Below are 13,193 nucleotides of genomic sequence, written 5' to 3'. Positions count from 1 at the left end.
GGTCCGGCGGCCCGGGCGACACGCGCCACAGAGGACAGCGCCGTGGTTTCAGGGCGAATGTCCCGCTCGGGTAGACTCCGCCGACTGTGACGCCTGCCGAGACCCGCGCCGAATCCTCGCCGGAATCCGACGCCAGCGCGGCCTCCGCGTCCAGCCCCGCCGCCCGCTCCGCGGCCGGCGGCGCCGCCGGCCGCACGCCGAACGGCGGCGCCCCCGCGCAGGCCACCCGCGCCCCCGCGCCGACCGACGCCGCCGCGCCGACGGGCACCCCGGCGGAGGCCGGAACCGCCGTGCCGACGGGCACTGCCGCGGAGGCCGGCGCCGCCGTGCCGACGGGCACCCCGGCGGAGGTGGGAACCGCCGTGCCGACGGGCACTGCCGCGGAGGCCGGCGCCGCCGCGTCCCCGGCCGACGGCAGGACGTCGCCGGAGGGCGGGGGCGGGGCCGAGCCCGCCCGGCCGCGGCGCTGGGCCCGGCGGCGGACCGACCTGGTGGTCTTCGGGCTGTTTCTGCTGGCCGCCGTCTGGGTGACCAGCCAGATCTGGGTGGACCCGGCGGGCCGGGTGGCCTCGCTCTACAGCAGCGACCCGGCCCAGGTGCAGTTCTTCCTCGCCCACTCGGTGCGGGTCGTGCTGCACGGCGAGTTCCCGTTCTTCACCGAGCAGTTCAACTATCCCGACGGGGTCAACCTGATGGCCAACACGGCCATCCTGGCGCTGGGCATCCCGATGGTGCCGGTGACCCTGCTCTTCGGCCCGGCCGTGACCTTCGTGGTGCTGGTCACCCTCGCCCTCGCCGGCACCGCCTCGGCCTGGTACTTCGTGCTCTCCCGGCACGTCGTGCGCAGCCCGCTGGCGGCGGCCGTCGGCGGCTGGTTCTGCGGGTTCTCGCCGGCGATGCTGTCGCACGCCAACTGGCACCCCAACATCATCTCGCAGTTCCTGCTGCCGTTCATCGTCTGGCGGGTGCTGGTCATCACCCGGTCCCGGCGGCCCTGGCGCGACGGGCTGCTGCTCGCCCTGCTGGTCACCGTCCAGGCGTTCATCAACGAGGAGATCCTGCTCTTCACCGCGCTGGCCTGCGGGGTGTTCCTGCTCGCCGTGCTCGCCCAGCGTCCGGCGCTCTGGTCGGCGGCCTGGCGGCCGCTGGCGAAGGCCCTGGCGACCTGCACCCTCGTCGCCGGCACGCTGCTGGCGTACCCGCTCTACGTCCAGTTCGCCGGGCCGATGGCGTACCACGGGCTGAGCGACGCGGTGCGCGACTACGGCAACGACATCGCGGCCTTCTTCGCCCCCGGCTCGCCGACGCTCGGCGGCAACCAGCGCGCCAACATCAACCTCGCGCCGAACTACTCCGAGGAGAACGCCTTCTTCGGCTGGAGCCTCTCCCTGATCGCCGTCGGCATCGTGGCGTGGCTGCGGCGGGAACTGCTGGTCCGGGCGCTCGCCGTGACCGGGGTGTTCTTCGCCGTGCTCTCCCTCGGCGAGCGGGTGTCCTGGTGGGACCGGGAGCTGATCACCGGTCCGTGGGAGTGGCTGGTCCGGCTGCCGCTGCTCGACGCGGTGGTGCCGACCCGGTTCGGCCTCATCACCAGCGTGGTGATCGGGATCCTGCTGGCCCTGGCCGTCGAGCGTTCGCGGACGCTGCCGGTCGAACCCCGGACGCTGCGTACGCTCACCACCGCCGGGCTCGTCCTCGCGCTGCTGCCGATCGCGCCGATGCCGCTGAAGGTGACCTCCCGCCCGCCGGTGCCGGACTTCATCACCGCCGACCGGTGGCGCGACTACGTCGGGCCCGACCAGACCCTCGTGCCGATCCCGGTGCCGAACATGGGCCACACGCACGGGATGCGCTGGGCCGCCTCCACCAACCTCGACTTCAAGATCCCCGGCGGCTACTTCCTGGCCCCGCGCAACGGCAACACCGGCGATCCCGGTCGCTTCGGTGGCCGGCCCAGCGGGGTGGGGCAGTTGCTGGAGGAGGTCGCCTCGACCGGCCGTACCCCCAAACTGGACGACCGCCAGCGCCGCCGGTCCCTCGACGACCTGCGGCACTGGCGCGCGGCGATCCTCGTGCTCCCGGTCGACCAGCACCACGCCGAGCCGTTGCGGCGCACCGTCGAGCAGTTGGCCGGCCCCGGCCGCCGCGAGCTGGACGTCTGGGTGTGGGACGTCCGGGCGCTCACCGACCAGCGAGCCTGATGGCGGCCCCGACGGCGCCCGGCACCGTCGACGCGGCACCCGACCGGCGCCCGCGCCGGCTGCCGGTGCCCGCCGCCGACGCGCTGGTCGTCGCCGGCTACCTCGCCCTGGCGGTGCTGCTGACCGTCGGCCAGTGGGGGCGGCCGGGGCGGCTGTTCCACCAGGCGGGCGACCAGATCCTCTTCGAGTGGATGCTGGCCCGCGCCGCCCGGGCGGTGACGGCCCTGGAGAACCCGCTGCACAGCTCGGCGCTGAACGCCCCGGACGGGGTCAACCTGATGGCCAACACCTCGGTGCTCGGCCTGGGCGTGCCGCTGACCCCGGTCACCCTGCTGTTCGGCTCGCAGGCCGCGTTCCTGGTGGCCGTGGTCGGCTGCCTCGCCGGCACCGCGACCGTCTGGTACGTGCTGCTGCGCCGCCGGCTGGTCGACTCCCGGTTGGCGGCGGCCGTCGGTGGGCTGTTCTGCGGCTTCGCCCCCGGCATGGTCGCGCAGGCCGGCGCGCACCTGCACATGGCGGCGCAGTTCCTGGTGCCGGCGATCCTGGCGCTGGTGTTCCACCCGGATCCGCGCCGGGTGTGGCGGCACGGGACGCTGCTCGGGCTGCTGGTGGCGTACCAGGTGTTCCTCGGCGAGGAGGTGCTGGTCTTCCTGGTGCTGGCCGCCGGGACGTTCGCGCTCGCGTACGCGGCGGCCGACCGGGCGGCGGCCCGTCGGCTGGCGCCGGCGCTGCTCGCCCGGCTCGGGATCGGGGTGGCGGTGTCGCTGCCGCTGCTGGCGTACCCGCTGTGGTTCCAGTTCTTCGGCCCGGGCCACTACCGCGGGATGCCGTTCCACGCGTACGGCTACCAGCTCGACGCCGCGTCGTTCACCGCGTCGGCCCGGCAGACCGTGCTCGGCGACGACCACCTGCCCGGCCTGCTGGCACCGAACCCGACCGAGGAGAACTCGTTCTTCGGGCCGGGGCTGCTGGTGCTCGCCGTGGTGATCGTGATCTGGCTGTGGCGTCGGCCGCTGGTCCGCGCGCTCGCCGTCTGCGGGGTGCTGTTCGCGCTGCTCTCGCTGGGCGGGCAGGTGCGCCTGGACGGTACGCCCACCGGCATTCCCGGGCCGTACCGGCTGGTCGCCGAGCTGCCGCTGCTCGACCTCGCGGTGCCGGCGCGCTTCCCGCTGGTCTGCGTGCCGGTGCTGGGCGTCCTGCTCGCCCTCTCCCTGGACCGGCTCCGTGCCGCCGGGGGCGCGCCGGGAACGGAGGCGACGACCGCCGTCGGGGACGCGGAACCGGCGGCCGGCACCCCGCAGGCGGGAGCGGCCGTGCGGGCGGGAACGGCGGCCGGCGGGGCCCCGGTGCGGTTGCTCTGGGGCGGGGCGGTGGCCGCCGCGCTGCTGCCGCTGTTCCCCACCCCGATCCGGACCGTGCCGGCCTGGCCGGTGCCGGCGTTCGTGGCCGAGGGCGGCTGGCGGGAGTACGTCCCGCCGGGGCGGACCCTGGTGCCGGTGCCGCCGGTGACCGGCGCCGGAGTCAGCCCGGCGATGCTCTGGTCGGCGCGCACCGGGCTGGCCTTCCCCACGCCGGGCGGCTACTTCATCGGGCCCCGGGCCGCCGACGACCCGACCGCCCGCTGGGGCGCCCCGGACCGGCCCACCGCCGCGCTGCTGCGCCGGGTGGCCGAGACCGGCGAGGTGCCGGTGGTCACCGACACCGACCGCCGCCAGGCGGTGGAGGACCTGCGCCACTGGCGGGCCGCCGTGGTGGTCCAGGGTGGACTGCACCACGGGGATCCGGTGCGGCGTACGGTCGACGCGCTCCTCGGCCCCGGCCGCGAGGTGGCCGGCGCCCACGTCTGGGACGTGCGCCCGCTGGTCGGGTGACGGGTCAGCCGACCAGGGGACGGACGTCCCAGAGCCAGACGTCGTCGACGCGCTGCGGCGGGCCGATCAGCCCGGTCACCAGCTCGCGGAGGACCGCCTCGCGCGGGTGCGCGCCGAGGACCACCACGGACGCCTTCCAGAAGCGCAGGTCCTCCACCGCCTGACGACGGTTCTCCTCCGTGAGCGGGGGCACCTCGCCCGCGTCCATGGTGCGGTAGACCAGGCTGCTGGTCGGCCGGTTCGGCGCGCCGAAGACGCCCTCGCCCAGCTCGTTCGGGCCGATGAAGTAGCCGCCCGGAATGGGGAACGCGTGCTGCGTCAGGGCGCTCCAGCGCAGCGTGGGCAGGCCGTGCACGTTGCTCGGGATCGGCACCGGCACCAGGGTCCGGCCCTGCGGCACGTACGGGCGCCAGCCGCCGGCGGTGATGAAGCGCGGCGGGGGCTCCACCGGCTGCGCCGGCAGCGGGCGGGGGACGAGCGGCAGGACGGCGAGCGCGACGGCCGCGTACCCGACCGGACGCAGCCAGCGGCGTCGCGGCCCGGCGGCGCCCACGGCGTCGTCGTCGCCGGCGCGGGGGACCGGCGCGGTCGCGCGGCCGAAGCGGGCCACCGCGTCCCAGGCCAGGGCGAGCAGCACGCCGACGGCCGCGGTCACCACGAGGGCCAGCCGGGTGGGCATCATCATCTCGAGCAGCGGCACGTCGTCGGGGATGTACGCCCACGGGCCGTCGGTCTCGGTCTCCACGCCGTTGAGGCGCACCTTCGGGCCGATCGAGCCCACCGTGAAGACCACCACCAGCACGGCGAGGATCCGGGCGGTGAGCGAGCGGCGGACCAGCAGCGCCAGCGCCACCACCGACAGCAGCACCAGCGGCCAGCCGAACCAGGTGTTCTGCTCGGTGAGGCCGATGGTCTTCTCCACGGCCTCGTCCCCGACGACGGTGTCGCGGGCGAAGGTGACGAAGGCCGCCAGGTCCTCGCCCCAGCTGTGGAAGACGCCGCCCTGCAGGCCCCGGTAGGCCTGCGGGCCGTTGAACTGGAACCAGATCGGGTAGGCGGTCAGCAGCAGGGCCAGCCCGCCGCCCACGCCGAGGGCGGCGGCGAAGGTGCCCGCCACCGCGCGCGTCCGCGCCGGGCGCATGACGGCGTACGCGACCACGGCGACCAGGCAGGCCAGCGCGGTCAGCAGCAGCATCTCCTCGTTGATGAAGATCTGGTACGCCACCAGCAGCCCGAGCGCGACGCCGTTGCGCCGCCACCGACCCGCCTCGCCGAGCCGGAACACGCGCAGCACGATCAGCGGCAGCAGGAAGTTCGAGACGAAGTTGGGCTGGCCGTTGGCGTGGTGCACGATGCCGGGCGCGAAGCCGAGGAACGCGCCGCCGACGAAGGCCGCCGCGCGGGAGCGCACCACGTGCCGCGACAGCACCCAGTACGACGTGCCGGCGGTGGCGGCCAGCGCGGCGCCCAGGTAGAGCGCGTACACGACCTGCGGGCCGAGGAGCATGGTCAGCGGCGCCAGCGGCAGCGTCACCCCGAGCAGCGAGGTGTTCGCCATCATGTTCACCCCGTCCGGGGCGTTCTGCCGGGCGGTGAACAGCGGGTTCTCCAGGTGCCGCACGGAGTACGCGCCGTGCGAGAAGAGCCACTCGAACCAGCTGTGGTCGGTGGGCAGGTGCGACGACACCCGGTTCTGCACGTCCACCCAGTAGTTCAGGCACACGAGAACGCCGAGCAGGACATAGGCTCCGATGGCCAGTACGTCGGCGCGGGCCGGCCTCCACCGGGGGCGCCGCGACGGCTCTGCCGCCACGGGCTCGGAGACGGAGTTCAGCGAGGGATTCACCACCGGCACGGCCACGACGCGCCATCGTACAGGCGCGGACGCGTCGCTTTTGCCGCAGCCGGTGCGTTCCCGGCCGGTTTGCCGGTCCGGGCGTGGGCGGGACGGGGAGGACGGCGCGTGACGGTCATCGACCTCGGCGAGCGGCGGGACGTGCCCCCGCCGGTCGACCCCCGACCGGGACGCGGGGTGCGCCGCTGGGCGCCCGCCCTGGTCGCCCTGCTCTGCCTGCTCGTGCCGGCCGCGGCCGCGCCCCGGGCCGCGACGCCGCCCGGCGTCGTCGTCCCGGCCCGCCCGGACGCCGACCTCGCCGTCGCGGGTGACCTGCTGCTGGTGGCCGACCGCGCCGGGCCCGGCGCGGCGCCCGACCCGGATCCGGTACGCCGCCTGGCGGCCCACCAGCTGCCGTCGGGCCGTCCCCTGTGGCGGATCCCGCTGCCCGGGTCGGTGAGCACCTTCCCCGTCGTGCGCGTCGGCGACCTGCTGGTGCTCGGCATGCCGGAGGAGCCGGCGGGGCCGCAGGTCGTCGGCCTCTCGGTCGCCGACGGCGCGCTGCGCTGGCGGGCCGCCGGGCACCTGGACGGCGCGACGCCCGCCGGGAACCTGCTGCTGTGGGGGCACGCCGGAGCCGGGCCGGGGCAGCCGGTGCTGCGGTCGGTCGACGCGGCCGACGGCGCGGTCCGCTGGACGCGGCGGCTCTCCCCGACAGACGTGCGCAGGTCGACCAGGGACGACCGGGTGACGCTGCTGACGGTCCTCGCCGGTCGGCGGCTGGAACTGCGCGACCCGGACTCGGGCGACCTCCTGCACGCGGCGGCCCTGCCCGCCGGGGTCGAGCCGCCCGAGCTGCTCGGGGTCACCCACGACCTGGTCCTGGTCTCCGAAGGCACGGGGGTGCTCGCCGCCTACGACACCGCCGCCCCGCGCCGGCGGTGGAGCGTGCCGTGGGGCCCGTCCGCCCGTGCGTACGCGTTCGGGTGCGGAGTCGTGGTCTGCGTCGAGGACGGCGGGGCCGGCCTCCGGCTGCTCGACCCCGCGAGCGGAAGCGTCCGGTGGCGTGCCGAAGACTGGCATCTGCTGACTCCGGTGGGCCGGCGGCGGATGCTGGCGGCGGGCTACCCCGGCGGCGGTGTGGCGGAGCACGTGCTGCTCGACGCGGCGACCGGCCGCCCGGTGCGGGGCCTGGGGCGCTGGCGGGCGGGTCAGCTGACGCCGGTGCAGGACGGGGTGGTCCTGCACCGCCGGCAGCGGGACGGGCGGGTGCTGATCGCCCGGCTCGACGACCGGGGGGATGGCGTCCGGGTGGTGGCGGTCCTGCGCGGGGTGGTCGGCGAGTGCGGCTCGTACGGGTCGCTCGTCGCCTGCCGATTGGAGGGCGGCGCGTTCGGGCTCTGGGAGCTGTCCGGATGACCGGCGGAGGGGGGCGGCATGACCCTGATCGACCTCGGCGAGCTGCGCGGCGGGCCGGACGGCGCGGCGCCGCCGTCCCGCCCGCCCCGCGCCGCCGGGCGGCCGCTGCGGGTGGCGCTGGTGCTCGCGTCGCTCGTGGCCACCATGGCGGGTGCCGCGCCGGCGCGGGAGCGGGTGTCGGTCGTCGTGCCGGCCCGCGTCGGGTCCCAGGCGTTCCTCGACGCCGGCCACGTCTACGTGGTCGAGCCGGCGGAGGGGGATCCCGTGGGCGCCGCCGAGGTGCGCGCGTACGCGCTGCCCGAGTGGGCGCCCACCGACGGCCGGAAGCCGGCGCCGCTGTGGCGCGCCACGGTCTCGGCGTCGGGGCGGCTCTGGCAGGTGCTCTCCCGGGGTGGGGTGGTGCTGTTCTCGGCCACCGGGGAGCAGGGTTTCGGCGAGACGGTCGCCCTCGACCTCGCGACCGGCCGGGAACGCTGGCGGCAGCCCGGCCACCCGTGGTCGGACGCGGCCGGGACGCTGCTGGTGCAGACCGCCGACTTCGTGCGGTCGGTGGATCCGGCCTCCGGGCGGGCGCTCTGGTCGGCGCCGACGTCGCCGGAAGGGCTGCACCTCGACGTCCGCGACGGCCGGGTCGAGCGGGTCGTGCTGGTCGCCGCCGACGGGGCGACGCAGGTCCGCGACCCCCGCTCGGGCGACCTGCTGCACGCCGCCGACCTGCGTCCCGACGGGCAGCCCGCGTTCGGCCAGGTGGTGGTCACCGACGGCCTGCTGCTGCTCGTACGGCCCCGGGCCGGCGTGCTCAGCGCCCACGGGCTGGACGGGCTCCGGCCGCGCTGGCAGGTACGCCTGCCCCCCGTCGACCACGTGACCGAGTGCGGCGGGCTGCTCTGCGTCGGGACGGAGTCCGAGGGGTTCCGCGTGCTCGACCCGGCCAGCGGGGCGGTCCGCTGGACCGCTCAGGGATGGATGGGGGTGCTCGCCGGGCGGGCCGGGCGGCTGCTCGCGCTCGGCCCCGGGCCGGCCGGGGAGCGGTTCGTCGTGCTCGACGCGGCGACCGGTCGGCAGGTCGCCGACCTGGGCGCGTGGCAGCTCATGCCGTGGCGCGACGCCGACCGGCTCCTCGCCGTGCGGCCGGCCGCGTCCGGCGGCGGGCTGGTGGTCGGCGAGCTGGACGTCGCGGCCGGTCGCGCCCGGGTGGTCGACGTGCTGCGGGACGCCTCCGGGGAGTGCCGGGGCGGCACGGACGCCGTGCTGTGCCGGCTGCGCACCGGCGACCTCGGCGTCTGGCGGTTCGGGGGCTGAGGCCGCGCCTCGGCGGCGGCCCCGCCCGCCGTTCCGGCGCCGGTGCCGCACGCCGGGTCACCAGGTGGCCGGTGTCGCCCCGCGCCGCCGGGTCACCAGTTGGGCTGTGCCGGCGCCGGGGGCAGCGGCACGCCGGGCGGCCGGAGCACGTACGCCACCCCGCCGCTGCCGCCCTGCCAGGCGGCCTCGAACCGGTCCCGGTCGACGGTGCGGCGCACCGCGTCGTCGTCGGGGGCGTACGGGTCGTTGAGCACCGGCGCGCCCGTGTCGGTGAAGCCGACCAGCACCATCAGGTGCCCGGCGGTGTCGTAGTCGAGCCCCGGCACCTGGCCGGCGGTGAACGCGGCGGAGACGATCAGCGGGAGGCCGGCGGCCACGAACGCCTCCGCCTCGGTCAGCGAACGCAGCCGGGTGACGAACGCGTCCACGCCGTGCAGCCCGGCGTACGCGGTGTTGAACGGCCAGTTGCCGGCCCCGGCGTAGGCGTGGTCGTAGCAGTGCCGGGCGGCGTGCACCACCACCGGGCGGGGGCCGGCCGGGCTCACCCAGGCGTACCGGTCCGGGGCGGGGGCGGCGCCCCAGAAGGCCAGCACCATCGACGTGCAGGTGGGGGAGCACCAGGAGTCCCCGCCGCCGCCCCACTGCGGGTGCGCGCCGGCGTGCAGCCGCTGCGAGTAGCGGGGCACGTCCAGCACCGTGCCCCAGGCGGCCGGCGTCGTGGCGGCGGCTTCCGCCGGGGTCGCCGGTGCCGCCGCGCCAGCGCCGGTCCGGGTCTCCGCGTCGGGTGGGGCCGCCACGGGCGGTGGCCCCTCGGCGGCGGGCCGGGCGGCCGCCGCCGGCCGCGCGCCGGAGGCGACCGCCCCGACCGTACGCAGCGCCGGCGTCGTGTCGTCGTCGGCGTCGGCCGGCCGGAGCAGGGTCACCCGGACCTGCCAGCCGGTGACCGTCGCGCCCGTCACCACGAGGGTGTCGGTGTCCACCCGGGCGTCGGCGTCGCGTTGCCCCGCCAGCGAGGTGCGGCGGAAGTCGTCGTCGGCGGCGGCCCAGTCGCCGAGGACGTACCAGCCGGTGGCAGGGGCGCCGGCGTGCCAGCCGCGCAGCTGCACCCGTAGCCAGCAGCCGTCCGGGGTCTGGCCGGTCCACGAGGGCACGATGTCGCGTACGGCGAAGCCCGTCGGCACGGGCGGGGCGGTCCAGCTGCCCGCGGCGTAGCGGCGGGTGCGGCCGTCGGCGTCGGTGTGGTCGATCCGGTCGACCGGGTCGGCCAGTTCGAGGCCCCGGGGCCCGGCGCGCAGCCCGGCCAGGACTCCCCGGTCCGCGTCGTCCGGGAGACGGAAGCCCCGGTAGGCGACGTCCCGTCCGGCCGTCGGCGCCGCGTCGGTCATGCGTCTCCCCGTCCGATGCGAAGGTTGGTGCCGGAAGCATCGCGTACGGCGAAGGTTTTCTGCAACGGTGGCCGGCGCGGACGGCGGGTGCGGCCCGGGTTGGCGGCCGGCACTAGGTTGTCGGGTGGTCAGGGCGCGAGGAGGTCGGGATGCGGGTACTGGTGGTCGAGGACGAGCGCAACCTCGCCGACGCGATCGCGCGGGGGTTGCGCAAGCGGGGCATGGCGGTGGACGTCGCCTACGACGGCGACAGCGGCCACGAGATGGCGTTCGTCACCCGCTACGACGTGGTGGTGCTGGACCGGGACCTGCCCGGCGTGCACGGCGACCAGATCTGCGCGGAGCTGGCCGCCTCCGGCACGCTCACCCGGGTGCTGATGCTGACCGCCAGCGGCACGGTCGCCGACCGGGTCGAGGGGTTGCAGCTCGGCGCGGACGACTACCTGCCGAAGCCGTTCGCCTTCGACGAGCTGGTCGCCCGGGTGCAGGCGCTCGGCCGCCGGGCCACCCCGGCCGCGCCGCCGGTGCTGGAGCTGGCCGACCTGGTGCTCGACCCGGCGCGCCGGGTCGCCACCCGGGCCGGGCAGCCGGTCGACCTGACCAACAAGGAGTTCGGCGTGCTCTGCGAGCTGCTCAAGGCGCGCGGCGCGGTGGTCTCCAGCGAGGAGTTGCTGGAACGCGTCTGGGACGCCAACACCGATCCGTTCACCACGATCGTCCGGGTGACGGTGATGACGCTGCGCAAGAAGCTGGGCGATCCGCCGTTGATCGAGACGGTGGTCGGCGCGGGCTACCGCACGGCCGGGGTGGCGTCGTGAGTGCGAGGAGTGAGCGGGGTTTGCGAGCCCCGCAGTCGCGAACCGGGGTGGCGTCGTGAGTGCGAGGAGTGAGCGGGGTTTGCGAGCCCCGCAGTCGCGAACCGGGGTGGCATCGTGAGTGCGAGGAGTGCGTCGGGGCCGCGAGCCCGGTTTTCGTGGCCGAGGGACGTGGCCGTGCGGCTGCGGCTGCGGCCCACCCTGCGGCTGCGGCTGACCCTGCTCAACGGCGTGCTGCTGGTCGGCGCCGGGGCGATCCTGGTGCTGCTGGCCTGGCTGCTGGTCCGCGACGCGCTGCGTCCCACCGACGAGCTGCTTCCCGGCACCACGGTCGTGCTGGCCGACGGCCGGTCGCTCGACGCCGCGCAGTGGCAGCGGCAACTGGTCGACGCCGCCAGCACGGAGCTGCTGGTCAAGGGCCTGGTGGCGCTGCTGGCGATCAGCGTCGTCGGGGTGGCCGGCGCCTACGCGGTGGCCGGCCGGGCGCTGCGCCCGCTGCACCAGGTCACCGCCACCGCCCGCCGGCTCGGCGAGACCACGCTGGACCAGCGGATCGGCTACTCGGGGGCCGACGACGAGGTGGCCGAGCTCGCGAAGACGTTCGACGCGATGCTGGACCGGATCGCCGCCGCGTTCGAGGCGCAGAAGCGTTTCGTGGCCAACGCCTCGCACGAGCTGCGTACGCCGCTGGCGGTGATGCGTACCGAGATCGACGTGACGCTCAGCGACGACGAGGCGGACGCCGCCGAGTACCGCCGGATGGCAACCGTCGTCCGGGACGCCTCCGAACGGGCCAACGGGCTGGTCGACGCCCTGCTGGTGCTGGCCCGCAGCGAGGCCCAGGCGGGGCGCCGGCTCGGCCGCCGCGCCGAGTGCGACCTCGCCGCCGGCACCGCCAACGCCCTGTCGGCGGTACGCCGGGAGGTGGAGCGGATCAAGCTGCGCGTGCAGACGTCGCTGGCGCCCGCGCCGGTCGTCGGCGATCCCGGGCTGCTCGACCGGCTGGCCGGCAACCTGATCGAGAACGCGGTCCGCTACAACCACCTGCACGGGCGGCTCTGGGTACGTACCGGCTCCGACGGGTGCCGGTCGTGGCTGGTGGTGGGCAACACCGGCTTCGAGGTGGACCAGGCCGACGTGCCCGGCCTGTTCGAGCCGTTCCGACGGGGCGGCCGGGAGCGTACCGGCGCCCGCGGCTCGGGCCTCGGGCTCTCCATCGTCCGCGCGGTCTGCGACGCGCACGGCGGCACCGTGAAGGTGGTCGCCCAGCCCGGTGGCGGGCTGGAGGTCACGGTGACCCTGCCGGCGGCGGAGGCCGCCCCCGCGGTGACCGCCGACAGGCCGGCCGCCGGGCGGTGACCGTACGGGGTTGCGGGCCGGCCGGTCCCGGTGAAAGGATCATGGTGTCAGCCCGAGAAGCGGAGGGGGGTGCGTCGATGTTCATCGTCATGATCTCCGCGCCCCGTCTCGCCGGCTGACCCGCACGCACGCGGGGCGCCTCCATCCGTAACGGAGGAACCCGTGCATCCACGGATCCACAACATCAGTTTCGACTGTCACGACACCTACGCCCTCTCCGGCTTCTGGTCGGCGGTGCTCGGCTATTCGCGGCACCCCGACGACGCCCCGGGTGACCCCGAGGCGGTCCTGCTGCCGCCGGACGGCGTCGCCCCGTCCGTGTTCTTCCAGCGGGTGCCCGAGGCCAAGACGGTCAAGAATCGGGTGCACGTCTGCCTGGAACCGACCGGTCGGACCCGCGACGAGGAGGTCGAGCGGGTGCTCGGGCTCGGCGCGGTCCTGGTCGACGACCAGCGACGCGCCGACGGCACTGGCTGGGTGGTGCTGGCCGACCCGGAGGGCAACGAGTTCTGCGTCCTGCGTGGCGCGGCGGAGCGGGCGGGTGTCTCCACCGAGGAGGACCATCAGTGAGCGCGATCATCCACAACATCGGCATCGACTGCCGCGACACGTACGCCCTGGCCGGCTTCTGGGCGCAGGTCTTCGACTGCCCCCGGCAGCCGGACGACCTCCCCGGCGACCCGGAGGCCATGCTGCTGCCCCCGGGTGGCCCGGAGGTGCTCTTCCTGGCCGTGCCCGAGGGCAAGGCGGTGAAGAACCGGCTGCACCTCGACCTGGAGCCCGCCGACCGGACCCGGGACGAGGAGGTGGCGCGGCTGCTGGGCATCGGCGCCACCCAGGTCGCCGACTGCCGCCGCCCCGACGGCTCCGGCTGGGTGGTGCTGGCCGACCCGGAGGGCAACGAGTTCTGCGTGCTGCGCAGCGCCGCCGAGCGGGCCGGCGCCACGGCGGCAACCGCCGCAATGGCTGACGCGGCGGGCTGACGCGACGGGGGCCCGACACCTCGC

The 13,193-nt window shown here is 76.1% G+C and carries 10 protein-coding genes; 8 read left to right on the top strand and 2 right to left on the bottom strand.

What is annotated here, in order from left to right; genetic code table 11:
* Positions 1-326 precede the first annotated feature (326 nt).
* Together GA0070606_RS08055 and GA0070606_RS08050 are read left to right on the top strand one after the other, a co-directional pair.
* On the top strand, positions 327-2,201 hold the full coding sequence (locus tag GA0070606_RS08055) for a DUF6311 domain-containing protein (RefSeq protein ID WP_425413087.1): 1,875 nt from the start codon (positions 327-329) through the stop codon (positions 2,199-2,201).
* Entirely contained in the window at positions 2,201-4,072 is a 1,872-nt protein-coding gene (locus GA0070606_RS08050) for a DUF6311 domain-containing protein (RefSeq protein ID WP_245724610.1), read from the top strand. Before GA0070606_RS08055 ends, GA0070606_RS08050 begins: the two co-directional genes overlap by 1 nt.
* A gap of 4 nt (positions 4,073-4,076) precedes the next feature.
* Here the strand turns inward: GA0070606_RS08050 and GA0070606_RS08045 are convergent, their stop codons facing one another.
* Positions 4,077-5,927 carry a DUF6311 domain-containing protein gene (locus GA0070606_RS08045; protein WP_425413086.1) on the bottom strand — a complete coding sequence of 617 codons (1,851 nt, stop codon included), beginning with the start codon at positions 5,925-5,927 and terminating at the stop codon, positions 4,077-4,079.
* 108 nt (positions 5,928-6,035) lie between these two features.
* On the opposite strand from GA0070606_RS08045, the gene GA0070606_RS08040 reads away from it, so the two are divergent.
* Complete coding sequence (locus tag GA0070606_RS08040; RefSeq protein ID WP_176737268.1) at positions 6,036-7,325, top strand: outer membrane protein assembly factor BamB family protein; 1,290 nt, start codon at positions 6,036-6,038, stop codon at positions 7,323-7,325.
* Positions 7,326-7,343: 18 nt separating this feature from the next.
* Positions 7,344-8,627: an outer membrane protein assembly factor BamB family protein gene (locus tag GA0070606_RS08035; protein ID WP_091096436.1), complete on the top strand. Its 1,284-nt coding sequence runs from the start codon at positions 7,344-7,346 to the stop codon at positions 8,625-8,627.
* Positions 8,628-8,719: 92 nt separating this feature from the next.
* On the opposite strand, the gene GA0070606_RS08030 is transcribed toward GA0070606_RS08035, so the two are convergent.
* A complete protein-coding gene (locus GA0070606_RS08030; RefSeq protein WP_091096435.1) occupies positions 8,720-10,012 on the bottom strand; it encodes a peptidase C39 family protein in 1,293 nt (430 codons plus the stop codon).
* 149 nt (positions 10,013-10,161) lie between these two features.
* Between GA0070606_RS08030 and GA0070606_RS08025 the strand changes: the two genes are divergently transcribed.
* From GA0070606_RS08025 to GA0070606_RS08010, 4 genes are all read left to right on the top strand, one after another.
* Positions 10,162-10,830, top strand: coding sequence for a response regulator transcription factor (locus GA0070606_RS08025; protein ID WP_091096433.1), 669 nt, complete (start codon positions 10,162-10,164; stop codon positions 10,828-10,830).
* Between the two features lie 168 nt (positions 10,831-10,998).
* Entirely contained in the window at positions 10,999-12,186 is a 1,188-nt protein-coding gene (locus GA0070606_RS08020; protein ID WP_091096431.1) for a sensor histidine kinase, read from the top strand.
* A gap of 162 nt (positions 12,187-12,348) precedes the next feature.
* Positions 12,349-12,756: a VOC family protein gene (locus tag GA0070606_RS08015; RefSeq protein ID WP_091096430.1), complete on the top strand. Its 408-nt coding sequence runs from the start codon at positions 12,349-12,351 to the stop codon at positions 12,754-12,756.
* Positions 12,753-13,169 (top strand): VOC family protein, encoded by a 417-nt coding sequence (locus GA0070606_RS08010; protein ID WP_091096428.1) that lies wholly within the window; start codon positions 12,753-12,755, stop codon positions 13,167-13,169. The genes GA0070606_RS08015 and GA0070606_RS08010 overlap by 4 nt, the downstream gene beginning before the upstream one ends.
* The last annotated feature ends 24 nt before the right edge of the window (positions 13,170-13,193 follow it).

The organism is Micromonospora citrea (assembly GCF_900090315.1).
GTDB lineage: Bacteria > Actinomycetota > Actinomycetes > Mycobacteriales > Micromonosporaceae > Micromonospora > Micromonospora citrea.
The sequence above is the reverse complement of the archived record's forward strand: the minus strand, read 5'-3'. Positions and strand labels throughout refer to the sequence as shown.

Coding starts and splice junctions, on each gene's coding strand:
- GA0070606_RS08050 (WP_245724610.1), top strand. CDS start 2,201: ATGGCGGCCCCGACGGCGCCCGGCACCGTCGACGCGGCACCCGACCGG.
- GA0070606_RS08035 (WP_091096436.1), top strand. CDS start 7,344: ATGACCCTGATCGACCTCGGCGAGCTGCGCGGCGGGCCGGACGGCGCG.
- GA0070606_RS08030 (WP_091096435.1), bottom strand. CDS start 10,012: ATGACCGACGCGGCGCCGACGGCCGGACGGGACGTCGCCTACCGGGGC.
- GA0070606_RS08025 (WP_091096433.1), top strand. CDS start 10,162: ATGCGGGTACTGGTGGTCGAGGACGAGCGCAACCTCGCCGACGCGATC.